The 24,620-nt window shown below is 66.3% G+C and carries 21 protein-coding genes; 9 read left to right on the top strand and 12 right to left on the bottom strand.

Annotation, left to right across the window (positions count from 1 at the left end):
• The first annotated feature begins 484 nt into the window (after positions 1 to 484).
• Entirely contained in the window at positions 485 to 1,822 is a 1,338-nt protein-coding gene (locus A5733_RS22345; RefSeq protein ID WP_142254156.1) for a hypothetical protein, read from the top strand.
• Between the two features lie 385 nt (positions 1,823 to 2,207).
• Positions 2,208 to 3,467, top strand: coding sequence for a hypothetical protein (locus A5733_RS22340; RefSeq protein WP_067770251.1), 1,260 nt, complete (start codon positions 2,208 to 2,210; stop codon positions 3,465 to 3,467).
• Between the two features lie 56 nt (positions 3,468 to 3,523).
• Here A5733_RS22340 and A5733_RS22335 read toward each other — a convergent pair whose 3' ends face one another.
• Entirely contained in the window at positions 3,524 to 5,398 is a 1,875-nt protein-coding gene (locus A5733_RS22335; RefSeq protein WP_142254165.1) for an ABC transporter family substrate-binding protein, read from the bottom strand.
• A 618-nt stretch (positions 5,399 to 6,016) separates the two neighbouring features.
• Here A5733_RS22335 and A5733_RS22330 point away from each other — a divergent pair.
• Positions 6,017 to 7,312 (top strand): hypothetical protein, encoded by a 1,296-nt coding sequence (locus tag A5733_RS22330; RefSeq protein ID WP_142254155.1) that lies wholly within the window; start codon positions 6,017 to 6,019, stop codon positions 7,310 to 7,312.
• Positions 7,313 to 7,381: 69 nt separating this feature from the next.
• Here A5733_RS22330 and typA read toward each other — a convergent pair whose 3' ends face one another.
• Positions 7,382 to 9,283, bottom strand: a complete 1,902-nt coding sequence (gene typA / locus A5733_RS22325; protein ID WP_067770247.1) for a translational GTPase TypA — start codon at positions 9,281 to 9,283, stop codon at positions 7,382 to 7,384.
• Between typA and A5733_RS27770 the strand changes: the two genes are divergently transcribed.
• Positions 9,249 to 9,533, top strand: coding sequence for a hypothetical protein (locus A5733_RS27770; protein ID WP_076241701.1), 285 nt, complete (start codon positions 9,249 to 9,251; stop codon positions 9,531 to 9,533). The genes typA and A5733_RS27770 overlap by 35 nt on opposite strands.
• 74 nt (positions 9,534 to 9,607) lie before the next feature.
• Positions 9,608 to 9,874 (top strand): hypothetical protein, encoded by a 267-nt coding sequence (locus tag A5733_RS22315; RefSeq protein WP_067770245.1) that lies wholly within the window; start codon positions 9,608 to 9,610, stop codon positions 9,872 to 9,874.
• Here A5733_RS22315 and A5733_RS22310 read toward each other — a convergent pair.
• From A5733_RS22310 to A5733_RS22275, 8 genes are all read right to left on the bottom strand, one after another.
• Complete coding sequence (locus A5733_RS22310; RefSeq protein ID WP_067770327.1) at positions 9,868 to 10,320, bottom strand: pyridoxamine 5'-phosphate oxidase family protein; 453 nt, start codon at positions 10,318 to 10,320, stop codon at positions 9,868 to 9,870. The two genes, A5733_RS22315 and A5733_RS22310, sit on opposite strands and share 7 nt — an antisense overlap.
• A gap of 5 nt (positions 10,321 to 10,325) precedes the next feature.
• On the bottom strand, positions 10,326 to 11,738 hold the full coding sequence (locus A5733_RS22305; protein WP_067770243.1) for a wax ester/triacylglycerol synthase family O-acyltransferase: 1,413 nt from the start codon (positions 11,736 to 11,738) through the stop codon (positions 10,326 to 10,328).
• Between the two features lie 57 nt (positions 11,739 to 11,795).
• On the bottom strand, positions 11,796 to 12,524 hold the full coding sequence (narI, locus tag A5733_RS22300; RefSeq protein ID WP_067770241.1) for a respiratory nitrate reductase subunit gamma: 729 nt from the start codon (positions 12,522 to 12,524) through the stop codon (positions 11,796 to 11,798).
• Complete coding sequence (gene narJ / locus A5733_RS22295; protein ID WP_082957712.1) at positions 12,524 to 13,105, bottom strand: nitrate reductase molybdenum cofactor assembly chaperone; 582 nt, start codon at positions 13,103 to 13,105, stop codon at positions 12,524 to 12,526. Before narJ ends, narI begins: the two co-directional genes overlap by 1 nt.
• Positions 13,106 to 13,186: 81 nt before the next feature.
• Complete coding sequence (narH, locus tag A5733_RS22290; RefSeq protein WP_076241700.1) at positions 13,187 to 14,830, bottom strand: nitrate reductase subunit beta; 1,644 nt, start codon at positions 14,828 to 14,830, stop codon at positions 13,187 to 13,189.
• Positions 14,827 to 18,513, bottom strand: coding sequence for a nitrate reductase subunit alpha (locus A5733_RS22285; protein ID WP_076241699.1), 3,687 nt, complete (start codon positions 18,511 to 18,513; stop codon positions 14,827 to 14,829). Before A5733_RS22285 ends, narH begins: the two co-directional genes overlap by 4 nt.
• Entirely contained in the window at positions 18,510 to 19,691 is a 1,182-nt protein-coding gene (locus A5733_RS22280; protein ID WP_197508291.1) for a NarK/NasA family nitrate transporter, read from the bottom strand. Before A5733_RS22280 ends, A5733_RS22285 begins: the two co-directional genes overlap by 4 nt.
• Positions 19,692 to 19,889: 198 nt before the next feature.
• Positions 19,890 to 20,282 carry a (deoxy)nucleoside triphosphate pyrophosphohydrolase gene (locus A5733_RS22275; protein WP_076241724.1) on the bottom strand — a complete coding sequence of 131 codons (393 nt, stop codon included), beginning with the start codon at positions 20,280 to 20,282 and terminating at the stop codon, positions 19,890 to 19,892.
• Positions 20,283 to 20,309: 27 nt separating this feature from the next.
• Between A5733_RS22275 and A5733_RS22270 the strand changes: the two genes are divergently transcribed.
• On the top strand, positions 20,310 to 20,603 hold the full coding sequence (locus A5733_RS22270; RefSeq protein ID WP_067770235.1) for a 4a-hydroxytetrahydrobiopterin dehydratase: 294 nt from the start codon (positions 20,310 to 20,312) through the stop codon (positions 20,601 to 20,603).
• On the opposite strand, the gene A5733_RS22265 is transcribed toward A5733_RS22270, so the two are convergent.
• Entirely contained in the window at positions 20,572 to 21,843 is a 1,272-nt protein-coding gene (locus A5733_RS22265) for a mannosyltransferase (RefSeq protein ID WP_083666384.1), read from the bottom strand. The genes A5733_RS22270 and A5733_RS22265 overlap by 32 nt on opposite strands.
• Before the next feature lie 126 nt (positions 21,844 to 21,969).
• On the opposite strand from A5733_RS22265, the gene A5733_RS22260 reads away from it, so the two are divergent.
• Entirely contained in the window at positions 21,970 to 22,617 is a 648-nt protein-coding gene (locus tag A5733_RS22260; RefSeq protein ID WP_076241697.1) for a hypothetical protein, read from the top strand.
• A gap of 53 nt (positions 22,618 to 22,670) precedes the next feature.
• The gene (locus tag A5733_RS22255) at positions 22,671 to 23,669 is read left to right on the top strand and encodes a hypothetical protein (protein WP_076241696.1); all 999 of its coding nucleotides are present in this window, start codon (positions 22,671 to 22,673) and stop codon (positions 23,667 to 23,669) included.
• Positions 23,670 to 23,760: 91 nt separating this feature from the next.
• Here A5733_RS22255 and A5733_RS22250 read toward each other — a convergent pair whose 3' ends face one another.
• On the bottom strand, positions 23,761 to 23,910 hold the full coding sequence (locus A5733_RS22250) for a DUF1059 domain-containing protein (protein WP_003882209.1): 150 nt from the start codon (positions 23,908 to 23,910) through the stop codon (positions 23,761 to 23,763).
• Between the two features lie 35 nt (positions 23,911 to 23,945).
• Here A5733_RS22250 and A5733_RS22245 point away from each other — a divergent pair, with 35 nt between their 5' ends.
• On the top strand, positions 23,946 to 24,599 hold the full coding sequence (locus tag A5733_RS22245) for a nitroreductase family protein (protein WP_076241695.1): 654 nt from the start codon (positions 23,946 to 23,948) through the stop codon (positions 24,597 to 24,599).
• Positions 24,600 to 24,620: the final 21 nt, after the last annotated feature.

Genomic DNA, 24,620 nt, shown 5'->3' with positions numbered 1-24,620 from the left:
ATTTTTTGTACCTGACCGACGCTGCCAGTTAGTTGCTGATGCAAGCGCTGGCGGAGGCGACTCGCCCCGGCATCGCAAGTGCTCTGCGTCGCATCGCCAGGTCCGTTGTTTTACACGTCACACCCTTATGTCTAATGTGCTCGCGCTAACTGTCGAGCCGGCGAGACGCTCCCATTACCGCTGGGTAACCTGATCGCACCTATTCGCGGGCCGTTCGCTGGCAAATTGTTGTCAGCTTCAGTCATGTATTTGCTACACAGCCCATCCAGGGCGCCCACATATCGATACTTGCGGTATCGCAACAATGTGGTATGTCGATGTAAAATCCCGGCTACCTGCGGTACAGCCGGTGGTTTCGCGACGTTTGCCGAGCAGTACGACCGTTCTGGTAAGCAAGGAAAAAGTTTCAAGTCTTTGCAGACAACTGAACTTACTTTCGGGTAACTTCTGCGCCGCCCTAGTTACGCTCCCGTAAGGAGATTCAATGCAACTCGCTGCTCGGTCGTACTTGGCCGCGGGGGTGGCACTCGTCGGTGCCAGCGCCATCGCAGTCAGCCCCATGGCGCCGCCTGCGCCAGACGTCCACCTTCCGGCGATTCAGGTGTCATCGGCCTCGGTAGCGCTGTCCGCCCAGGCCAATCCCCTCGAATTGTGGGCCGAGGTCATCGGAGCAGCCTTCGAGAACATCGACGGCCTGGGCCAGCAGATAGCCGCCGACCCGGCCCCGATTCTCACGCAGATCATCGCCAACCAGCTGCACACCGTGAATGTGCTGAACGGGGCGGCGCAAACAACGATCAACGGACTCAAAGAAGCCTTGGGAACTGAGGGGTGGGCCAGCTTTACCAACGCGTTCAAGGACTCCCTCGATCTGATCGCTGCCGGCGATTTCGAGAACGGCCTGGGCGGCGTGGTATCGAGCCTCGTGCTGCTGGCCCTGCCGCTCCAAACAGGAATCGGCCAGGCGTGGCCGGCGATCGCCCAGCCCTTCGTCAACCTGGGCCAGTTCGTCGCCAAGGTGAACGACAATGTGCCTGCGCTGCTGGCCAACGGACTCCTGACTCCGTTGATGGCCACCGCCGCCGCCACCGGCCACAGCATCGACAGCATCGTCAGCGCGGCGAAGTCCGCCGACTTGGCAGAGTTCGCCACGGCGCTGCTCAATACGCCAGCCACAGTCACTGGCGCCTTCCTCAACGGATACGACGTCGCAGGCTCTCACTCCGCCGGCTTCCTCACGGCCGCAGAAGGATGGCTACCCGGCGGCGCGGTCGCCACGATGATCAAGACACTGTCCAACATCGCCGACTCGATCAAGACACCCGGCGCGGACCGCGGCAACCTCTTCCGCAATCTTCCGGGCCTGACGGCTACGCCCGAGGCGGCTGCGGTGAACACGACCCTGGTCGCCGCCCCCACCGCAGTGACGCTTGATGTGGCACCGGCCAAGGCTCTGACGGCCCGCGTCGCTGACGCACCCGCCGCAGCGATCACCACCGAATCGAAGCCGGCCGCCGCCCAGGCCGAGAAGGCGGAGTCTGCCCCGATCGCTAAGGCCGACGCCACTTCTGACACCGACGCCGCCGCCGAGGGCGACACCGCCGACGATGCCACGACGGGCGTCACCAAGCTGTCGACTAAGGCATCGCCTAAGGCCGTCAAGGCACAGACGAAGGCGACCTCCGCCAAGGCCGTTGGGGACCAGGTGAAGTCGGCGGTCAAGAAGTTGACCAGTGGACTGAAGAAGGACAAGATCACCAAGAAGGCCACGGAGAAGAAGGCTTCGTCGAGCGCCTCCGCCAAGGGCTCCGACGACAAGTAACCACACGCGCCACCCGCAGGCCCCTCCGCAAGCGCGGAGGGGCCTGCGCTTCTTCGGAAGATCTCAGCCGCGACTCAGGTTTGGGCGGCATCGGAACGCTGCCGGCTCCCATCGAGGCAAAATGGCAACTCACGACATTTGCTTGCTCAGACAATCACCTGGCGAAGTCGCAGTCATGGATGACGGCAGGATCAGCGCTGGTTTGCCACCGCCATCCCCGATGCACCCCTAAATTCCTTGCGCGCCTAGCTATTTCACGTTGCGTACGACTCGATTAGCCGGTCGGCGATCGCCAGATTTCGGTTTTCAAAATCTATGAATTTGTAAACTTACTCTCAGGTAGCTTCTCGCCCGTCGGGGATTGCATCTATCTGGAGGAGAAGCCATGCAAGCCGCAGCCCATCCCTATCTCGCCGCCGGTGTCGCGCTGGTCGGGGCCGGCGCCATTGCCATGAGTCCGGTGGCGCCACCGATGCCGGACATCTCCGTTCCGGCCATCACCTCGGCTCAGGTGAACCTGTCGGCAGCGGCCGACCCCATCGAGGCCTACGCGCAACTGTTCTCGAACACCATCGCCAACGTGTCTACCCTCATCGACACCGAGATCACCGACCCGGCACCGGTACTGTTGCAGGTCATCTCGAACCAACTCGCCACCGCCAGTTCGCTCTTCGAAGGACTTCAGGGAGCCGGCGAGGGACTTGCGGCCATCCTCGACCCGGCCAATCCGGTCGGGATCCCGGCCCAATTGCAGCTTGCCGTGTCAGATTTGTTGGCCGGCAACATCAACGGCGCGGTGGCGAATGCCTGGAGTGCACTTCTCAGTCCCGTGTTGAACGCGGCGCTACCGCTACTGGAGCCGATCACCGCGGCCATCAGGCAGCCGATACAGAACTTGCTCAATGTGGTGGACACCCAACTTGCCATCCTCTATCCGGTGCTGGGGGCGATCAACGTCGGCTACGTGACGGTCACCGCCGCGGGCAATGTCGGGCAGGACATCCTCGACTCGATCCGGACGGCCGATCCGATCGGTGCCGTCAACGCGCTGCTCAGCGGCCCCGCCGTCATCACCGACGCGCTGCTCAACGGCGACGCGTTCGGCGGCGGTGTGCTCGGTCCGGGTCTCGGTCTGTTGTCGACCCTGCGGCAAGCCCGCGACATGATCGCCGCCGCGATCACTCCCCCCGCCGCCGACGCGACCGTGCGGTCGACAGCCAAACTGGTCACCCTCGACGTCGCCCCGGCAGTCGCAAAGACCATCCCGGCCGCCGAAACCGGCGGCGCCCTATCGCAATCCGCAGCCGACAGCGAGGCGGTCAGCAAGGCGTCCGGGGCCTCCGAGGACTCCGAGGCGCCCGCGACCCCGACGGCCGACGAGACGGGAGAGGCGAAGCAGAGCCTCGAAACTGAACCGGGCAAAACCGCAACCATGATGAACAAGCGCGTGAAGATGGTCACCGGAGTACGCGAAGGCATTCAGGGCACCGTCAAGGGGATGACCAAAGGGTTGAAGAACGCTGCCGAAGGGTTGACCGGCAAGTCCGGTAAGACGGACAAGGCGGGCAAGGCGGACAAGAGCCGGACGACGAAGTCACGGTCGTCGGCCAAGACCTCCAGCTCCCGCTCCGGCGACGCGGCCTGATTCACGACCGGTTCAGCGGGCCTCGACGGATCGATTCCGCGGGGCCCGCTGAGCTGTCATCTGGTCTTGGTCCAGTCGCCGGCATCACCGACGATGCCGACGGGTACAGCGCCGGTCAGGCTCACGTTCTGCACGCTGGGGCCGGCCGCGACGATCGTGGTGTCCTGCAGGATCGGCAATACCGTCGACATGTTCCACAGCCGTGGCTCGACAGCCTGGATGACCTCGGCGATGTTCTCCGAACCCTCCAGTGCGGCATCGATTTTCGGCTGCATGCTGCGATCGCAGATGCCGGTGATGTTGCTCGGCGCCTGCACCAGGGCATCGGAATCAGGGGCCGGCGCCGGTTGGGTCGGCGTCGGGGTGGTAGTCGGTGTGGCGGGCGCAGCACTGGTGGTCGGCTTGGAAGTCGGCGACGGTGGCACCCCGGGCACCGCGGTCGAGACCGCTGTCGCCTCCAGGGCCCGGCAGCCGTAGCGCGACGCAAGGCTGGTCGCCAGATCCCCTCCGGCCTGACGCCAGCCGACGACGGCGTCCACCCGGTTGTTGGTCAGCGCCTCGCCATACAGCGCAACGGGATCGAGGGCCAGCACCGAGGCGTCGATACCGACGTTGCGCAGTTGGTCGGCGGCGGTGTTGGCCACCGCTATCGAGGTCGGATCATTGGATGCCACCCCCAGGACCAAAGACAAGACCGCACCGTCCTTGGTGATGCGCTGCCTCTCGTTGGCCGGTTCGGCCGGCGCGCCAGGCGCCGGCGGCTCAGCCGGCTCCACCTGGTAACCCGAGGCGCGCAACAGATCCAGTGCGGCCTCCCGCGACATCGCCGGAGGCGCCGTCGGCACGTAGCCCGGATCCGACGGGGAGCGCACCTGGGCCTGCGCCAAGGTCACGGTGTTGTCGTCCCCCGCACCCACCGAGGCCAGCAGGTCGACGTCGATCAGACCCAGGATGGCCTTCCGCACCTGGACTTCCGCCAAGGCGGGCTGCTGGCCGCGCAACGTCAGCTGCATCACCCGCGGGGTGACGATCCGCGCGGTACGGACATCGGGGATGGCACTCAGCTGCGCGAAAGTAGCTGCGCCACCGTGGACTTGGGCCACCTGGGTATCGCCGTTGCGGATCGAGTCGGCCAGTGCGGCCGGTGCGCCGCCCCGGCGGAACAACACCAGATCCGGCTTGGCCGGCACACTCCAGTACCGGTCGTTGCGGGCGAGCAGGATCTCGTCGCGCTGTGGGTCGATACTTTCCACCCGGAACTGTCCGCCGGTGACGGGCAGCGCCCGGGCCAGCCCGGCACCGAAGCCACCGGGAATGTCCTTGACGATGTGGGCCGGCAGGATGTCATTGAACAGCTCGCGCCAGGCCGGATAGGGCTGAGAGAAGGTCACCACGGCCTGTTTGCCGCCCTCGACCGATTGCACGCCGGTGATCAGGTCGTACCCGGCCGGATCGACAACGCCTGGCTGGCTGACCATTTGACGCCACAGATACCAGTAATCGTCGGCAGCGATCGGCGCGTTGTCGGTCCACTGCGCCTCGGGACGGATCTTGTAGGTGACGGTGAACGGATTCTCGCTCGTCACTTCAGCCGATTCGAGCAGGGTGGGATCGAGTTCCCAGCGCGAACCGGTCGGGGACTTCGGGTCGGGCACCGGGCGGAAGGAACTTGGCAGCACCATCGAGGCCACCGCGGCGTTCACCGGGGACTGATCGGACAGCAGGTGCGGGTTGAACCCCGGCCCGATCGAATCGATGGCCATGATGATCTGCGTCGCCTTCATCGGCGGCGGCGGCGTGACCTCACTGGTCTCGGTGCTCTGCGGGGCCGGTGGCGGGCTCACCGTGCAACCGCTGAACAGGAGCGCCGGCACCGATACGAGCGCCCCGATCGTCAGATGGGCGCGGCGGCGGGGGGTCGGCACGCCAATCAGGGTATCGACCGGCTCAAGCCACCCGTGCCGCGCACCGACAGTCCGTCCCGATCTCTCGATCCGCAAAATGGTGGCCAGCATGCATCGCGCGTGTGAACGCGCTGCGCAAAATCGCCCGACACATCACCATGGATTCACTTTGACCGCCCGGGACTGGACCGGTGCGAAACCTTCCCCGAGGTTGCTGTGCATCAGCACAGGGCGCCCCGAGCGGGCCTATGGCTCGACACCGCAAACATCCGCAAAGAGCGATCAACCCGCTTCAGGTGGCGGCGATGCCGGCGCACCCTCCTCATCGATGCAGATATTTCCAGCAGATTTAACGGGGCATTGCCGAGCCGTGCTGACCGGCGAATCACGCCCCACACGAAGTTTCCGCGTACCCCTTGTTCTCCAGCTAAACCGATGACACCGGGGTCCACGCCTTTCCGTTGCATGACGCAACTTGCCAGACGACCTGAACAACCGGACGGTGCTTCTGTATGCAAAATCTTTAATTTTCCTGAGAAATTCTCAGGTTGACACTATCGTCAGCTCCGTCAGCTTCGGACCAGAGCAATCCGAGCAACCAAACCACCAGGGGGACGCACTATGCACGTCGGCGTGAAGCACTCGATGACAGCAGCAACAGCGTTACTCGCGGCAGGCGCGATTACCATAGGCCCGGCCGTCGGACCGGGCAGCGCGCAGGCCCCGGATGCGCTGCGAGCCGCGCATGTTGCGGACATCAACCTCATGGCGACACCGGATCCGATCGCGGCGCTCGAGGGTTTCACCGAATCGGGTCTGCGCCTCGTCCAAGGCATCGCTCAGCTGCCAGTGGCCGCCATCGCCGCTGCCCTCGCCATCGCCGACGGCGACCCACAGGCCTTCTACAACTCGATCCGTCAAGTCATCGACGCCCCGCTATGGGCCATCGATCCCGCCCTGGGCATCAACCAAACGTCACTCACCGGCAAGGGCCTGGCGGCGCTGTTCCCCGACCAGGCCGACGATATCCAGAGCTTCCGCAACGACGTGCTGTGGGCTGCGACCGAAAATTTCCGATCATCGATCGCCGACCTCATCGGGGTCGCGGACACCGACGCTCCCCTTGACGTGATCACCCCGCTCGCCGGTTTCGCTGCGGGCGCCCTCGACTCCGGGTATCGACTGGTGGAAGGCCTCGCGCTGGCCCCGTTCGGACCGCTCAAGGCGATCGTCGACATCGCCGGCGGCATGGAGCCCAACCTCGCGGTCTACAACATGCTCGACAGTTTCATCAGCGCACCACTGTGGGTGGCCGACTCGTTCATGGGCACCGGCCCGACCCAACAGGCCATCCCCATCGGGCTGAAGGCGCTGTTGCCCAACCGGGCCGACGGTATCCAGGACTTCCGGGACGACGTGTTGTGGAAGGCGACGAACTCTGTCCGTGAAGTCGTCCGCGAGGCGCTCGGGGTGGACCCGAGTGCGAATCCGAACAATCCGCCAAACCTCTCGGTCACCAGCAAGGTGAACGAACCTCCCGCGCAGAAGACGTTCGTCAGCCTCGATGTCGAAACGGCACCGCCGGCGTCGGAAGACATCACGAAACAGGACGTCACGACGGAGAAGGTGGAGGTCAAGAAGCCCGCGATCGAGAAGGCGATACCGCTGGTGAAGACGCGGAGTCAGCTTCGCGAGAGCCTCAACTTCAGCACGCACCAGGCCCGAACCGCGGTGTCCGCGGGCTCGGACACGTCGACAACGACCAAGCCCGAGACCAATCTCCAAACGACCGTCGATCAGCTCAAGGAGAAGTTCGGCTTCAAGGGCGGCAATGACAGCCCGGCCCCGGGCAAAGCCACCACCGCCGACGACTCAACCGGTGCCGCCGCCACGAACGACGGCGCCGACAAGAAGACCGACTCCAAGAGCGACGCGGCCTGAGAACTGGTGCGCCAGTAGCGATATCGCGGGGATTATCGCTACTGGCGCATCACAAAATGCCCGAGAAAACTATCCGCGCGCCTTGGCCCGCGCCTTAGCCCGGGCCCGCAGCGAGGCGGTCAGCTCCACCTTGCGCACGCGGACGACCTCGGGGGTGACCTCGACGCACTCGTCCTCGGCGCAGAACTCCATGGCCTGCTCCAGGCCCAATTCCAGTGGCCGGGCCAGGGTTTCCATGACGTCGGCGGTCGAGGACCGCATGTTGGTCAGCTTCTTCTCGCGGGTGATGTTGATGTCGAGATCCTCGGCCCGCGGGTTGATCCCGACGACCTGGCCCTCATAGGTGTCCTGGCCGGGTTCGACGAAGAACTGTCCACGGTCGGCGAGTTGGATCATCGCGAACGGGGTGATCGACCCGGAGCGGTCCGAAACCAGCGAGCCGGTGTGGCGCGCCCGGATCTCCCCGGCCCACGGCCGGTAGCCCTCGAACACCGCGTTGGCGATACCCGTGCCGCGGGTCTCGGTCAGGAAGTCGGTGCGGAAGCCGATCAGCCCGCGGCTGGGCACCACGAAGTCCATCCGGACCCAGCCGGCGGCGTGGTTGGTCATCTGTTCCATCCGGCCCTTGCGGTTGGCCATCAGCTGGGTGATGGCGCCGACGAACTCCTCGGGGCAGTCGATGGTCAGCTCTTCGAACGGCTCGTGCAGCTTGCCGTCGATGTTCTTGGTGACCACCTGCGGCTTGCCGACGGTCAGCTCGAAGCCCTCGCGGCGCATCTGCTCGACGAGGATGGCCAGCGCCAGCTCGCCACGGCCCTGGACCTCCCAGGCGTCGGGGCGGCCGATGTCGACGATCCGGATGGACACGTTGCCGACGAGCTCGGCGTCGAGGCGGTTCTTGACCATGCGGGCGGTCAGCTTGTGGCCCGACACCCGGCCGGCCAGCGGCGAGGTGTTGGTGCCGATGGTGACCGAGATGGCCGGCTCGTCGACGGTGATGCGTGGCAGCGCGTGGGAGTTGTCGGGATCGGCCAGGGTGTCGCCGATCATGATCTCGGGGATACCTGCCACGGCGACGATATCGCCGGCGACGGCTTCCTCGGTGGGGTTGCGGTCGACGCCCTCGGTGGCCAGCAGCTCGGTGATTTTTGCGTTGGTGATCACCGGCGAGCCGTCGACCTCACGCATCCAGGCCACCTGCTGGCCCTTCTTGATCTTGCCGTTGTAGATGCGGATCAGCGCCAGACGACCGAGGAAGGCCGACGCGTCGAGGTTGGTGACGAGCGCCTGCAGCGGGGCCTCCGGATCGCCCGACGGCGGCGGGATGTGCTCCATCAGCACGTCGAACAACGGGTCGAGGTTCTCGCCGTCGGGGTTCTCACCGTTGGCGGGCTGGGTCGTGGACGCGATGCCGGCGCGGCCCGACGCGTACAGCGTGGGCAGGTCCAGCGCCTTCTCGGCCGCGGCCTGGGCTTCGTCGTCCAGATCGGAGGCGACGTCGAGCAGCAGGTCGTGGCTTTCCTCGACCACCTCGGCGATCCGCGCGTCGGGCCGGTCGGTCTTGTTGACCACCAGGATCACCGGAAGGTGCGCGGCCAGCGCCTTGCGCAGCACGAACCGGGTCTGTGGCAGCGGGCCTTCGGAGGCGTCCACCAGCAGCACCACACCGTCGACCATGGACAGGCCGCGTTCCACCTCGCCACCGAAGTCGGCGTGGCCGGGGGTGTCGATGACGTTGATCACCGTCATGGTGCCGTCGGGGTGGTGGCGATGTACTGCGGTGTTCTTCGCCAGGATGGTGATGCCTTTTTCTTTCTCCAGGTCACCGGAGTCCATCAGGCGTTCCACGGCGTCGTCGCCGCGGTGCGTCAACGCACCCGACTGCCGCAACATCGCGTCGACTAGGGTCGTCTTACCGTGGTCGACGTGTGCGACGATGGCGACGTTTCTGAAACTGGGCCGTGAATCCACCCTGCGATTCTCGCAGGTAGGCCGGTCGATCACGAAAACGAGAGAGCACCGTCACGTTTGTGCGCACGCGAGGAGCAATAAACTGAAGGCCGCCAAGCTCGCCGCGTTGAAGCCCAAGAAGAAGTGCTGTCGCAGCAAACCGCGCTGCAAACGGTGCCCCGTGGTGCTGCACAAAGTAGCCAAGGCCGAACGCCATGGCCTGCACGGTATAGAGCTGGAAAAGGTCTTCAAGCGGGCGCGAAAGGCATGACGAAGGCATAGCTTTCGCGAGTACCGTTTCAGGTATCCGTCACGTTGCGATGGGCGTGCTTGGAGGTACCAGTCATGACGGTTTACGAAGCGCTCACAGTCGCTTTGATCATGGTGCTCGCCGCGGGGACAACGGTGGCGATCTATGTGGGCATGGCCAACTGGATCGGCGCCTGTTACATGGTCCGGTGCAGCGAGTGTCACCACCTCACCTTCGCGTCGGCCAACCGGCCGCAGGCGTCGTGCGCGCACTGCCGCCACCCGATGTTGCTGCACCCGCTGTATGCGACGCAGCATCCGGGTCACTCGGTGCGGGTGGTCGGCGACCGGCTGCGCTACTGATCCCCGGCGGCGGTCTGGTCGCCCTGGTAGTGCGGCACGCCGCGACTGCGGAACTGACGGCCGGTCACCTTCTCGGTGCGGATGCGGATGAAGTGGTCGCGTCGACCGTCCACCCACGGCTGCACGAACGTGCCGGCCACCTCCACCATCTCGTCCACATCGCTGATCGTCTCGGCATGCCCGACGACCGTCACGCTCCAACCGGTATGTAGATCGGCGTCGAGTTCGTCGGCCTGGAAGGCGACCACCTGATGGTCGGTGGCGGCAACCAGCTTGGGCCCCCCGGCCACGCGGATCACCACGTCGTCGTGCCAGAGCCGAAAGTTGACCGGCTGCACCGCAGGCAATGCGTCCTCGGTGAACACCAACCGGCCAACCCGCACCCGCTCCAGCAGATCCAGGCACTGCCTGCGAGTCAGAACGTCGAGTTCGGATCCTTTGGTCACGATGGTCAAACTCCTTCGACGAGCAGCAGGGTCCCTACCGGGGTGGAGCGAAAGTGGCCGGTGCTGATGGCGGTCAACCGCTCGATCGCCCGGGCGATGCCGTCGGCGAGTTCGTCGACATCGGGAGCTGCGTCGTAATCCCCGATGACGCCGAACACCAACCGATCGGCATAGCTCATGATCGCAATACCGGTGCGCAGATGCAGCGCCAACGGCGGAATCGGCAACAACCGCACCACCTCACGTCCCATCACCCGCAACGTGATCCGAGGGCCGGCCACGTTGGTCGCCAGGGTAACCACACCGCGCTGAGGCAAACGGGTGAGCAGGCGCACCGTCCACGCCGTCAACGGAAATGGAATCGCCTTCGCCGCGGACACCAACAGGTTTCCAGCCTGGCGCTGACCGCTGCCCTTGGCCCGGGTCAACCGATCGTGCACGCTGCGCAGCTGGGCGACCGGATCCTCCTGCTCCACCGGCAGGTACGGCAGCATCACCGACACCCGGTTGTCCAGCGCGTCGCCGGCACCTGATGCCTCGGCCGCCCGCACCGACACCGGGACGAGAGTGCGCAAGCTGTTTCGGCGTGGGCGCTCCCCGCGGCGGATCAGCATGGTGCGGAAGCTGTCGGTGATGGCGGCCAGGGCCACGTCGTTGACCGTGACGTCGAACCGCTTGCGCACCTTGTCGATGTCGTCCATCGGCAGTTCGACCGTGGCGTAGCGGCGCATGGTGGTGATCGGACCGGTCAACGACGAGGCGGCCGCGGGCCGCAGCAGCCCCTCGGCGAGATCGAGCGCACCGTGCACGGCCTGTACCGCCGCGCCGGGCAACGCCATGGTGGTGCGCAGGGCGCCGGTGAACCATTCGACGGGGTCGAGACCGGACCGGTTCGGCGCCTCGGCGCGCTCGGCCGGCTCGGCCGGCTCGGCCGGCTCGGCCCAGTTCTCTTGCTCGTCACAGAGCTGGCTGAGCAACCGGGTGGCGGCGACGCCGTCGGCGACACAGTGGTGCACCTTCATCAGGATGGCCCACCGGTTGTGCTGCAGACCGTCGATGATCCAGCACTCCCACAGCGGCCGATCCCGGTCCAGACGACGTTCCATGATGTCGGCGGCGAGCCTGCGCAACGCCGCCTCGTCACCGGGCCGCGGCAACGCGGCACGCCGAATATGGTGGCCCGCATCGAAATTCGGGTCGTCAGCCCATCGCGGCGCGGCGAGGTCCAGTGGCTGGGTGCGCAGCACCTGGCACAACCGCGGCACCGCCGTCGCGCGGTCGGTCAGTGCGGCAACGACGGTGTCGGCGTCGGGCATCGGGCCGGCGAGCACCGCGATGGCGCCCATGGCCAGGCTGGCATGTGGGTCGGAATCCTCGGCTTCCAAGAACCCGGCGTCAAGTGCGGTCAACTGGTCCATACGACCATCGTCTGCCTGTCGCGACGGGCTTGGACAGGGCCAAAAGTCCTCTGCTGGTCACCAACCACGTCGGTGAGGCTGGGATCCGACGAGCTCGCCACGTCCGGCCGCGTCGCGACTGCGGTAGACGATGTAGGGCCGGAACAGGTAGCCGATCGGCGCGCTGAACACGTGGACCAGCCGGGTGAACGGCCACAGGCAGAACAGCACGAGCGCGATCATCACATGGATGTGGAAGTACACCGGCGCCTGGGCCATCAGGTCGCCGCGCGGCTGCAGGATCCAGATCGAGCGGAACCACGGCGAAACGGTTTGGCGGTAGTCGTGTTCAGCGCCCTCGGGAGTGGCCCCGATCGCCGTGCAGGCGAACCCGGCCACCATCGCGGCCACCAGGACCAGGTACATCGTCTTGTCGTTGACCGTGGTGGCCATGAAGACGGGACCGGTGGTGCGGCGGCGGTAGATGAGCAGTGCGATACCGACCAGGGCCGCGATGCCGGCGATGCCGCCCAGGATCACCGCCTGCAGGTGGTACACGTGGTCGCTGATCACCAGATCCATCCACGATTCGGGGATGAACAACCCTATGACGTGTCCGACGAATACCACGAGCATGCCGAAGTGGAACATCGGGCTGGCGATCCGCAGCAGCCGCGACTCGTACAGCTGCGAGGAGCGCGTGGTCCAGCCGAATTTGTCGTAGCGGTACCGCCACCACGTGCCGACCGCGACCACGGCCAGCGTCACATATGGCACGACATCCCAGAAGATCTCCCAGCCTGACATCAGTGCACCTCCTGCGCCCGGCGGGGCGGAACGGTCAACTGGAATGGCTGCAGGCCAACGGATTCCGCCGGCGGACCGGACATCATGAGACGCGAGACGTCATCTCCCGAGGCCGGCGACGGCAGCGTGGCGTCCACCGCTGCGACGACGGGCGCATAGGGTGAGTGCGACTCGGCCAACGCGCGGGCCACCACCCCGATGGGCACCCGGTATTTGGCGAGCAATCGCCGGCCCGCTTCCGGGTCCACGGTGGCGGCGAACTCCAGCACCACCGGAAGATGGTCGGGGGCTTCACCTTTCGGTATCGCGACACCGGCGGCGCGGTAGGCCTGGGTGAACTCGACCATGTCGGCGCCGCGGTTGCGGGTGTCCCCGGACGTCCAGTAGGTCAACAGCATCGTGCACCGCTTCTGCAGGTCGAAGGTCTCGACATATTCCTGTGCCAACTCCATCTGGGGCCGAAGGCTCAGTCCGGCAACGGTTTCGCCGAGGAGCACTCGTGGCGCTCCGGTGAGGTGATCTAGCAGGCGCGTCGCGGCCTGCAGCCGCTCGGCATGGTTGTCGTCCGGGTAGGCGAGCATCAGCGACGCGGCCTGCCATACCAGGCGGTCCTGCAGGGTGTGCTCGGATCGGGTCCTACGCTTTTTCACTGGCCCTCCAGATCAATCCTGCGGGAACATGCCCGAAGGCACTCCCCTGCCGTCCCAGTTGAGCAGGTTGACCCGCGATGGTCGGTCGGCATTGGCCGCCATGCCCCCGGTGGTCTGGCGGTGCTGCAGCGCGTGGAAGGTCTCCACCGCCACGGGCACCGGCCCGCCGCTGGCCTCACCGAACGGGCCCGATTCGTACATACCCGGGCCACCTTCGAAGGACAGCGAGCATCCGGGTTCCTCGGCCCCGGGTATCGCCTCGGCACTGTAGGCGGTCGGGATGACGTAGCGCTCTTCATATTTCGCCAGTGCCAGCAGCCGGTACATCTCGTAGATCTGTTCCTCGGTCATGCCGACGGCCGCCGGGATGTGCGGTTGGGTGTCGCGGCCGAGATTGATGTCGCGCATGTACGACCGCATCGCGGCGAGCCGGCGCAGCACTCCCTCGACGACGGCGGTGTCCCCGGCGGTGAACAGCCCGGCCAGGTACTCGATCGGGATGCGCAGTGCTTCCAGCGCCCCGAACAGATTGCCGACGTCCTCCCCGTCGTGCCCGTCGCGGCTGACCGCGTCGACGACCGGCGACAGCGGCGGGATGTACCACACCATCGGAACCGTCCGGAATTCCGGATGTAGCGGCAGCGCAACGCCGTAGGTGTGGATCAGCTTGTACACCGGGGAGCGTTGCGCGGCCTCGATCCACTCGTCGGAAATACCTTCGGCCCGTGCCCCGGCGATCACCTCGGGGTCGGTCGGGTCGAGCAGGATCTGCCGTTGCGCCTCGTAGAGGTCTTTGTCATCCGGTACCGAGGCCGCGTCCAGCACCCGGTCGACGTCGTAGAGCACCAGCCCCAGGTAGCGCAACCGGCCCACGCAGGTCTCCGAGCACACTGTCGGCAATCCGACCTCGATGCGCGGATAGCACAGCGTGCACTTCTCGGCCTTACCGGTCTTGTGGTTGAAATAGACCTTCTTGTAAGGACATCCGGACACACACATGCGCCAGCCCCGGCAGCGGTCCTGATCCACCAGGACGATGCCGTCCTCCGACCGCTTGTACATCGCCCCGGACGGGCAGGACGCGACGCACGACGGGTTCAGGCAGTGCTCACAGATCCGCGGCAGGTAGAACATGAAGGTCTGCTCGAGTTCGAGCTTGATCTGTTCGCTGACCTGTTTGAGGATCGGATCGCCGGGGACGATCTCCGGCGAACCGGCCAGATCGTCATCCCAGTTGGCCGACCACGACACCTTCATGGGCTTACCGGTGATCAGGCTGCGCGGCGGCGCGGTCGGGATGTGCTCGCCGAGCGGTGCCGAGGTCAGGTTCTCGTAGTCGTAGGTCCAGGGCTCGTAGTAGTCCTCGATCGAGGGCAGCTTCGGGTTGGCGAAGATCCTGGCCAGTTTGGCCAGCCGGCCGCCGTCGCGAAGCCGCAGCCGGCCGCGCGGGTCCAACTTCCACCCTCCGCGCCACTTCTCCTGATCCTCATAGGTGCGCGGATAACCTTGTCCGGGCCGGGTTTCGACGTTGTTGAACCAGACGTACTCGGTACCGGCCCGGTTGGTCCAGGCCTGCTTGCAGGTCACCGAACAGGTCTGGCACCCGATGCACTTGTCGAGGTTCATCACCATCGCCATCTGGGCCATGACCTTCACTGGTACTTCACCTCCTGCGAGCGGCGGCGGACCACCGTCACTTCATCACGCTGATTTCCGGTGGGGCCCAGATAGTTCCAGGCGAACGAATGCTGGGCATACCCGCCGGCGAGATGGCTGGGCTTGACCAACAGCCGGGTCAGCGAATTGTGGATGCCGCCACGGGTTCCGGTGGTTTCGCTCAACGGCACGTCGATGGTGCGTTCCTGGGCGTGGTAGACGTACACCACGCCCTCGGGCATGCGATGGCTCACCACCGCACGGCACACCAGCACCCCATTGCGGTTGACCGCCTCAATCCAATCGTTGTCTTTCACGTCGATCTTCGCGGCGTCCAGTGGGCTCATCCACATCGTCGGGCCGCCGCGGGACAACGAGAGCATGAACAGGTTGTCCTGATACTCCGAGTGGATCGACCACTTCGAGTGCGGGGTCAGGTACCGCACGGTCAGGCCGATACCGTCGCGGCCGAGCTTGGATTCGCCGAACAGCCGCGCCATGTCCAGCGGGGGACGGTAGATCGGCAGCTGCTCGCCCAGCTCCTCCAGCCAGTCGTGATCGACATAGAAGTGCATGCGGCCGGTGAGGGTGTGGAACGGCTTGAGCTCCTCGATGTTCACCGTGAACGGGGCGTAGCGTCGGCCCCCGGTCTCACTTCCCGACCACTCCGGGCTGGTGATCACCGGCACCGGCCGGGCCTGGGTGTCGGCGTAGGTGATCCGGCGTTCCTCGTTGCCGACGGCCAGATGGATGAGTTTGCGTCCGGTGCGCCGCTCGAGTTCGCGGAACCCCTCGACGGCCAGCCGGCCGTTCGACGTGCCCGACAGGGCCAGGATCACATCGGCCATTCGTTCGGCCGTGGTAACCGCCGGACGCCCTTGTGCCGCACCGGAGTCCATCACCCCGAACTTCGCGGCGAGCTCGGCGACCTCCTGGTCGGGATGCGTGGTGACGCCCTTGGTGGTCAAGCCGAGCGTGTCGACCAACGGTCCCAGCGCCGACCACTTCTGGGCGATCGCGGTGTAGTCGCGCTCCACCACCACCAACGGCCCCATGGTCTTGCCCGGCACCGGTGTCTCCCCGGTGGTCCGCCAATCATGTTCGGTGCCACCCGGGTACGCCATCGCCCCCGGCGTGTCGTGCTGCAACGTTCCCATCACCACATCGGTGCGGGTGCCCAGGTGCCGGGCGGCCAAGGTGCTGAACGTCCGGGCGATCGCGCCGAACGCGTCGAAGTCCGAACGGGTTTCCCAGGGCGGGTCCACGGCCGGGCTGAACGCGTGCACGTAGGGGTGCATGTCGGTGCTCGACAGGTCGGCCTTCTCGTACCAGGTCGCCGCCGGCAGCACCACATCGGAGAGCAGTGTCGTCGAGGTCATCCGGAAGTCGATCGACATCAGCAGATCGAGCTTGCCCTCGGGGAGGTCCTCGGTCCAGGCCACGTCGTTGGGCCGCAGGTCTGGACCGGTGGGCTCGGCCTGCACATTGGAGGTCGTGCCCAGCAGATGGCGCAGGAAGTACTCGTTGCCCTTGCTCGAGGAGCCCAGCAGGTTGGCCCGCCACACGTTGAGCACTCGCGGCCAGTTGGCCGGATTGTCCGGGTCGGTGACCGCGAATTTGAGTCCACCACTGGCCAATTGCTCGGCCACGTAATCGGCCACCTCCTGGCCGGCGGCCTTGGCCTCGTCGACCACATCCAGGCTCGAGCGGTCGAACTGCGGATAGAACGGCGTCCACCCCATGGCCACCGCCGAACTCAACACGTCCATGGTGTGCTTGTCGCGGAACCGGCCGCGGCCCACCGGGCTCGACAACGCGTCGGCACGGTAGCCGTCATAGCGCCACTGATCGGTGTGGACATACCAGTACGACGTCCCGGCCATCTGCCGCGGCGGACGCGACCAGTCGGTGCCCATCGCCATCGCCGCCCACCCCGTCACCGGACGGCACTTCTCCTGACCCACGTAATGCGCCCAGCCGCCACCGTTGCGGCCCATCGACCCGGTGAGCAGCAGCAGCGCGAGCACCGCGCGGTAGGTGGCGTCACCGTGGAACCACTGGCAGATACCGGCTCCCATGATGATCATCGAGCGGCCGCCGGATTCCTCGGCGTTGCGGGCGAATTCACGGGCCACCCGGATGGCCTGGGCCGCTGACACCCCGGTGATCGGTTCCTGCCAGGCCGGCGTGTAGGGCCGGGTGGCGTCGTCGTACCCTCCTGGCCAGTCGCCGGGCAGGCCGGGGCGGTGCACGCCGTACTGGGCCAACATCAGGTCGAACACCGTGCACACCAGATGGTCGCCGACGCGACGCACCGGCACACCGCGGCGCAGCGTCGCGCCGCTGCCGTCGACGGTGTCGAAGCGGGGCAGCGTGATCTCGGCGGTTTCGAAAAGGTCGCCCAGGACGGTCAACGCCGGAGACAGGTTCTCCAGATCCAGGTTCCACTTGCCCAGGCCGTCGTTGCCGTAGCGGAATCCGAGCGAGCCCTGCGGTACTGCGACACTGTCGCTGGCGCCGTCGAGCAGCACCGGCTTGAACGCCGCGTTCTCCTGCTCGGCGATCTCCCCGCCGAGATCGGCAGCGGTGAGGTTCTTTCCGGGAACCAGCGCGCCGTCGCGCTCCTCGAGCTTGACCAGGAACGGTAGATCGGTGAACTGGCGGACGTAGTCGACGAAGTACGGAACCCGTTTCTGCACAAAGCATTCGTCGAGGATGACGTGGCCCATCGCCATCGCGAGTGCCCCATCGGTGCCGGCCGCACACGGCATCCACTCGTCGGCGAACTTGGTGTTGTCGGCGTAATCGGGGCTGACCGTGACCACCTTGGTGCCGCGGTAACGGACCTCGGCCATCCAGTGCGCGTCAGGCGTACGGGTGACCGGAACGTTGGAGCCCCACATCATCAGATAGGCCGCGTCCCACCAGTCCCCGGATTCGGGCACGTCGGTCTGATCGCCGAACACCTGCGGGGAGGCCACCGGCAGATCGGCGTACCAGTCGTAGAACGACGTCATCACCCCGCCGAGAAGTTCGATGAACCGCGAGCCCGCCGCGAAGGACACCATCGACATCGCCGGGATCGGCGAGAACCCGGCCACTCGGTCGGGGCCATAGGTTTTGATGGTGTGCACGTGCGCGGCGGCGATCATCTCGGTGGCCTCGGCCCACGTCACCCGGACCAGCCCACCCTTGCCGCGGGCCTGGTGATAACGCTTGCGCCGCGCCGGATCGGCCTGAATGTCGGCCCAGGCCAACACCGGATCCTTCAGTCGGGCCTTGGCTTCGCGGTACATCTCCACCAGCACGCCACGCGCATAGGGATACCGCACCCGCGTCGGCGAGTACGTGTACCACGAGAACGCCGCCCCGCGCGGGCAGCCGCGCGGCTCGTACTCGGGGCGGTCGGGCCCGACCGACGGATAGTCGGTCTCCTGGGTTTCCCAGGTGATGATCCCGTCCTTGACGTAGATCTTCCACGAGCACGATCCGGTGCAGTTGACGCCGTGGGTGGAGCGCACCACCTTGTCGTGGCTCCACCGGTCGCGGTAGAACACATCCCCTTCCCGCCCGCCGGTTCGGGTGACCGTGCGCAGGTCCCCGGAGAACTCACCGGCGGTGAAGAACCGTCCACTGCGTTCGAGCAATTCCTCGATCGATCCGCCGATGTGCGGCTTCGTCATCGATACGCCTCCTCGGGCTGCGCCGGCTCCCGGGCATGCAGTCGCAGCGCGGTATAACCGAACGCCACCAACGCCGTTGCCACCAGCAGCACAAGCCCTACCGTGTAGTCGTTTTCAATCGGATCGTAGGACGCCCCCATCACCAATGGTGGGAAGTAACCGCCCAAACCGCCTGCTGCCGCGACAATCCCGGTCACCGAACCGACTTCCTTCGCCGGTGACCGCCGGGCCACCCAGGCGAAGACCCCGCCGGTGCCGATGCCAAGGAAGATCGCCAGCCCGATGAAGGTTGACGCCGACCATACATCGGGCGGCGGCTGGAACATCGCTACGAACGCCAGCACCGCCGTACCCGCAAAAGAGGTCAGCACCACGTATTTGGGGGCGATCCGGTCCGACAGCGCGCCGCCGACGGGGCGGGCGAGCACCGCGGCCAACGCGAATCCGGCTGTGCGGGAGCCCGCTTCGACCGAGGAGAACTCGTAGATGGTCTTGATGTAGGTCGGCAGGTAATTGCTGAACGCCACGAACCCGCCGAACACCACGGCGTAGAGGAACGACATCTCCCACGTGACAGGCAGTTTCAGGGCGGATTTGAGCTTCGGCAGCACCGGGTCGGTGTTCGGCTGGAACACCGGCGAGTTCCGCATCGCGACCAGGCACAGCACCGCCGTGAGCGCCAGGGCGACCGCGATGATCAGGTGGGTGGTGAACAACCCGAACCATCGGACGAACCTCGGGGTGAAAAACGCCGACAACGCAGTGCCGACCATCCCCATGCCGAATACGCCCGTGGCATAACCGCGGCGGCTTGCCTCGTACCAGTTGTTGGCGAACGGGATGCCGACGGCGAAGATGGTGCCCGCGATGCCGAGGAAGAACCCACAGATCAGTAGCAGCGGATAGGACTTGGCCTCACCGGCCGCCCCGACCGCCAGCACCGGCACGATCGAGGCCAGCGTCACCGCGAGGAACATCGTGCGACCGCCGAACCTGTCGGTCAGCGAGCCGATGACGATGCGACCGAGCGATCCGACCAGAATCGGCGTGGCCACGAGCATCGAGGCCTGCGTACTGCTGAGCCTCATGTCACCGGCATAGGTGGTGGAGAGCGGGCCGATCATGTTCCAGGCCCAGAAATTGATGGCCGAGACCCAGGTGGCCAGCGCAAGATTCATGCCCTGGCCCCGGAGTGGCGTGGTAGCCGTGCTCACCACACCAACAAAACATCATCTTCGACGGGACTGCGTCATTTTGCCGGAAACGTTGCAAGCAGTTTCACAGAAATGTAATCCGCAACAACAACGTGCCGAAATTGTGCGGCAGGCTCCCTGCCTGCTGAAACAGCCGATATACCAACCCAATACACCGACCGGTTATACCGATCGCAGCACCTGCGCCAACTCGCCGAGCCAGGCCCGATCGGCCGGTACCCATGGCAGAGCATCGAGTTCGTCCACGCTCACCCACCGCAGGGCCCGGTGATCGTGTGGTCGCGGACTTCCCGCCGTCAGCGTGACCCGGTACGCGCGCAGGATCATTCCCGCGTGCAATTCGACGTCGACGCCCAGGCGTGCGCCGACGGCCACGTCGACACCGAGTTCTTCGTGCAGTTCCCGGGCCAGCGCGTCGGCGTCGCTCTCCCCCGCCGCCACTTTACCACCGGGCAGCTCCCACAATCCGGCCAGCTCGGGCGGCCGCTGTCGTTGGGCGACCAACAGCCGGTCCGCCGAGAACAGCGCACCGGCCACGACGATCTGCTCACTCATCGCGCCCGACGGTATACCGTCGGGCATATGGCCGTGTTATCGAACGATCAGGTCGACGCCGCACTGCCCGATCTGCCGGGCTGGGAACGTGCGGAGGGCGCCCTGCGCAGATCCACCAAGTTCCCCACATTCCTCGACGGTATCGAGGCGGTGCGCCGCGTGGCCGAGTTCGCCGAACAGAAGGATCATCACCCCGATATCGACATCCGTTGGCGGACCGTCACATTCGCTTTGGTGACGCATTCCGCCGGTGGCATCACCGACAAGGACGTCCAGATGGCGCGGGAGATCAACCGGATTCTGTCCGACCAGCCCGAATAGACGCGATCCACCCCAGCGTGGCCAGCGTCGCCACGATGTAGATCAGCCCGGCCCAGGCCAGATACCAGGGCCGGCCGATCTCCCAGATCGTCGGCTGCGCGAAGCTGAGCAGCCACGGCACTCCGATCAGGGTCAGCGCCAACCAACCCCAGCCGAGGACTCGCGCACCGAGCCGGTCGGCCAACGGCCCGTGCAGCAACCAGATCATCAACGGGATCAACCACACCCAGTGGTGCGTCCACGAAATCGGAGAAAGCAGCAACCCGAACAGGCTCACGATCACGATCGCGCCGAGCCGGTCGGCACTGCCACCGATGGCCCGCCAGGCCAGCACGGCCAGCACCGCGGTGACGGCGATGCCGAGAAGCACGGCCAGACCGTACCCGGCGTCATGGCCGAGGATGCGCGAAATGCCGCCCCGCCACGACTGATTGAACGACGTCCCGATCGGCCCGATCCGGTCGGCGTCACCGAGCAGTTCGGTGAAATACCGGCGCGCCTGATCCCCGATCACCAATGCCGAGACCGCGATCGTCGCGAAGAACACCACCGCCGAGAACACCACGGTGGCCCACCGACGCGCCCCGACGAAGTACAGCCCCGACACCGCCGGCGTCAGCTTGACACCGGCGGCCACGCCCACCAGCAATCCCGACAACCACCAGCGGTTGCTGTAGACCGCGTAGAGCACGGCCAGCACCAGGACGACATTGACCTGGCCGTAGTCGAATGTGCTGCGCAGCGGTTCGGTCCAGATGCCGACGGCGGTCCACAGCATCGCGACACGCCGGTCGTCCTGGCCCAACAGTCGCTGACTGATCCGCACCACGCCGTACAGCGCGGCGATGATGCCGAGCTGCCAGCAGAACGCCACGAGCCCGAAGGGCAGCAGATGCAGCGGATAGAACACCACCGCCGCGAACGGCGGATACGTGAAAGGCAATGGGAAATCGGGCGTCTGATCGGCGTAGACGTAGTCGTAGAGCGCACCGGGGCCGTCGAGCGTGGCGGCACCGCCGACGTAGACGTGGAGGTCGACGAAGTTGGCGCCGTTGGGCACCAGATACGTCCAGGCCAGGCGCGCCGCAATGCTGAGGACCAGCAACAGCGGGGCCAGACGGTAGAGCCGCGCGGTTGCCGAGACGTGGGTGGCCGGTTCGGTGTTAACGGTCACGACTTTAGCGACCCGCTCTGTGCCACCCGGCGCGCCCGCCCGCCGGCCCGTCGCATCACGCGCCAGGCACTGCCCGATAACGAATTCAGACGGTGCCGTAACGGTTGAATAACCGCCACACGTGTCCCTTGAGTCACACCAGTAACTCGATAGTTTCGGGCTCAGACGTGCAAGCAACCGATTGGGAGAACCATGATCTTCACCTGGAAAACAGTTTCCACCAGCGTGATCGCGGCCGCCGGCGCAGTCCCGGTCGCGTTGGCGCTCAGCGCAACAGCGAACGCCGATCCGGTGGCCCCGGCCCCGGCGCCCGCACCGGGCCTGCCGATCGTCAACCAACTCGCCGGCGTGCCGGCCGCCGCGCCGCAGCTGCTGCAGGATGTCGGCTCGGCGCTGTCGGGCACACCTGCCCCCGCCCCGGCACCGGCCCCGATGGCCACCGCGTCGGTGACGCTGCCGCAGACCGCGGCCACGGCGCCCACCGCAGCTTCGGCCAACGCACCCCTGGGGTCTCTGGTACCGGGCCTGCCCTCGGCCCCGGCCGTTCCGGCTGCCGCCCCGGCCGCCACGACGGCTCCGGCCAACGGCCTGGCTTCGTTGGTGCCTTCGGCCGAGGTGAAGATCCCGCAGGTTCCCGGCATGCCGCTGCCGCTGCCCCAGTCGGTGAACATCCCGGGTGACCTCGCGTCGCTGGTTCCGGTCGCGGCCCAGACGGCCTTGCCTGCCGGTGCCCCGGCCGTTGCGGCGGCTCCGGCAGTCGCAGCGCCTGCGGCTGCTGCCCCGGCGACCGCGCCGGGTGTCGCAGCGTTGGCTCCGCTGCTGACCGCCGGCCTGCCCTGATCCACCGAACTGGTCTGACCGCCCGAAACGATGGGAAAGCCATGTCATCGCGTATGTCACTGAAAACGTTGTTCGGCACCGCCGCGGCAATCGGGTCCACCACCCTGTTGCTGTTCAGCACTGCCGTAGCCAACGCCGATCCGGCACCGCTGCCGATCGACGCGCAACAGGCACCCGGATTGTCGGCGGTATCGGAGTTGAGCCCGATCATCCAACAGGCTGCGGCCGACCCCGCCGGTGCGGCTCAGCTGTTGATGGCTGCCGCTCAGGCGTTCGCGGCCAACAAGTCGGAACCGGCCGCGTCCAACAACATCGCCACGGCGGTCAACCAGTTCGCCTCCCAACCCGTCGCCGCGCCCGAGCACATCCCGGCCGCGGGCGCGGGTCTCGACGCGCACCTGCCTGCGGGCGTCGACCCGGTCCATGCGGCCGGGCCGGCCCCCGAGGCGCTGCCCGCGCCTGCCCCGGAAGCTGCCCCGGCACCGGCTCCCGCGCCGGAAGCGGCCCCCGCTCCTGAAGCGGCCCCGGCTCCTCCGGCACCGCCGGCCCCGGGGGCAGTCCCGGCCGCTGTCACGATCCCGGCGCCTGCGCCCGCGCCCGCACCGGATGCCGCGCCGGCGGGCGCACCGAACTTCGGCCCGGACGCGCCGACGACGCAGGACTTCATGTACCCGTCGATCAGCAACGGGTGTCTCAAGGACGGCGGAAACGTTCTGGCGACGGCGATCTCAGTGGCGGGTCCGGCCACGATTCCGCTGCCGGGGCCGAAGGCCGGGCAGACCGCCTACGTGTTCACCGCCATCGGCACCCCGGGTCCCGCCGCCGAACAGAAGCTGCCGCTCAACGCCACGTGGGTGAACCTCACCACCGGCAAGTCCGGGAGCGTGACGCTGCAGCCGCGCTCGGACATCAACCCCGAAGGCCCGACCACGCTGACCGCCATCGCCGACACCGGCTCCGGCAGCATCATGTCGACGATCTTCGGGCAGGTCACCACGACCGAGAAGCAGTGCCAGTTCATGCCCACCATCGGATCCACGGTGGTGCCCTGACCACACCATATGAATGGGGAAACGAAATTCCCGGTCGCTGGCCTCATGGCCGGCGACCGGGAATTTTGTGTAGGGGCTGAAAGTCGGAGGCTCAGTAAGCCATGAAGAGAATCATCTCCCGGTCGTATTCGCGGCCGGGGTGCTGCTGGGCCAGATGCGCCTGGGCCTTCTCGACAAGGTCGTCCTCGTCGGTACCGCTGATCGCTTCGCCACACGGGCAGTTCAAATGTGTCTTCGCCATATCCTCACTTTCGCATATGTGAGATAGATGTAGCCATGGACTTGTACGACGTCATGCGCACCACCGGAGCCGCGCGCCAGTTCACCGACGATCCGCTGCCCGACGACGTGTTGGGACGAATACTCGACAACGCCCGCTTCGCGCCCAGCGGCGGCAACCGCCAAGGCTCACGCGTGGTGGTGATCCGCGACCGCACCACCCGCGAGGCCCTCGCCGATCTCGGCGTCACCGGATCGCGTCGCTACATCGCGCAGCAACGCAACGGCGAAAGCCCGTGGAACCCGGTGCATCCCATGCGGGTATCGGATGCCGACGTCGCCGCGGTGAAGGTTCCGCGAGCCACCCACCTCGTCGACGCCGCGGTGGTCCTGGTGGTGTGCGTCGACTTGGGGGTCGTCGCGGCGTTCGACCAGGATCTCGACCGGATCGGCGTCGTCTCCGGGGCTTCGGTGTATCCGTTCGTGTGGAACATCCTGCTGGCCGCGCGCAACGAAGGTTACGGAGGTGTGCTCACCACCATGGCCGTGGCCGAAGAACCCAAGGTGAAGGCCCTGCTCGGCATACCCGGGGATTACGCGGTCGCCGCAGTGCTGCCACTCGGCAAACCTGTACGCCAACTCACCAAGCTCACACGCAAGTCCGTGGCCGAGATCGCCACGCGGGAACGGTTCGACGGGCCGGCGTTCTGACGCGTCGTCGACGGTGCATTC

It is taken from the genome of Mycobacterium sp. NS-7484 (assembly GCF_001953975.1).
GTDB lineage: Bacteria > Actinomycetota > Actinomycetes > Mycobacteriales > Mycobacteriaceae > Mycobacterium.
The sequence above is the reverse complement of the archived record's forward strand: the minus strand, read 5'-3'. Positions and strand labels throughout refer to the sequence as shown.

Coding starts and splice junctions, on each gene's coding strand:
- A5733_RS22345 (WP_142254156.1), top strand. CDS start 485: ATGCAACTCGCTGCTCGGTCGTACTTGGCCGCGGGGGTGGCACTCGTC.
- A5733_RS22340 (WP_067770251.1), top strand. CDS start 2,208: ATGCAAGCCGCAGCCCATCCCTATCTCGCCGCCGGTGTCGCGCTGGTC.
- A5733_RS22330 (WP_142254155.1), top strand. CDS start 6,017: ATGACAGCAGCAACAGCGTTACTCGCGGCAGGCGCGATTACCATAGGC.
- A5733_RS27770 (WP_076241701.1), top strand. CDS start 9,249: ATGGCGACGTTTCTGAAACTGGGCCGTGAATCCACCCTGCGATTCTCG.
- A5733_RS22315 (WP_067770245.1), top strand. CDS start 9,608: ATGACGGTTTACGAAGCGCTCACAGTCGCTTTGATCATGGTGCTCGCC.
- A5733_RS22305 (WP_067770243.1), bottom strand. CDS start 11,738: ATGGACCAGTTGACCGCACTTGACGCCGGGTTCTTGGAAGCCGAGGAT.
- narI (WP_067770241.1), bottom strand. CDS start 12,524: ATGTCAGGCTGGGAGATCTTCTGGGATGTCGTGCCATATGTGACGCTG.
- narJ (WP_082957712.1), bottom strand. CDS start 13,105: ATGCTCGCCTACCCGGACGACAACCATGCCGAGCGGCTGCAGGCCGCG.
- A5733_RS22285 (WP_076241699.1), bottom strand. CDS start 18,513: ATGACGAAGCCGCACATCGGCGGATCGATCGAGGAATTGCTCGAACGC.
- A5733_RS22280 (WP_197508291.1), bottom strand. CDS start 19,691: ATGAATCTTGCGCTGGCCACCTGGGTCTCGGCCATCAATTTCTGGGCC.
- A5733_RS22275 (WP_076241724.1), bottom strand. CDS start 20,282: ATGAGTGAGCAGATCGTCGTGGCCGGTGCGCTGTTCTCGGCGGACCGG.
- A5733_RS22270 (WP_067770235.1), top strand. CDS start 20,310: ATGGCCGTGTTATCGAACGATCAGGTCGACGCCGCACTGCCCGATCTG.
- A5733_RS22260 (WP_076241697.1), top strand. CDS start 21,970: ATGATCTTCACCTGGAAAACAGTTTCCACCAGCGTGATCGCGGCCGCC.
- A5733_RS22255 (WP_076241696.1), top strand. CDS start 22,671: ATGTCACTGAAAACGTTGTTCGGCACCGCCGCGGCAATCGGGTCCACC.
- A5733_RS22250 (WP_003882209.1), bottom strand. CDS start 23,910: ATGGCGAAGACACATTTGAACTGCCCGTGTGGCGAAGCGATCAGCGGT.
- A5733_RS22245 (WP_076241695.1), top strand. CDS start 23,946: ATGGACTTGTACGACGTCATGCGCACCACCGGAGCCGCGCGCCAGTTC.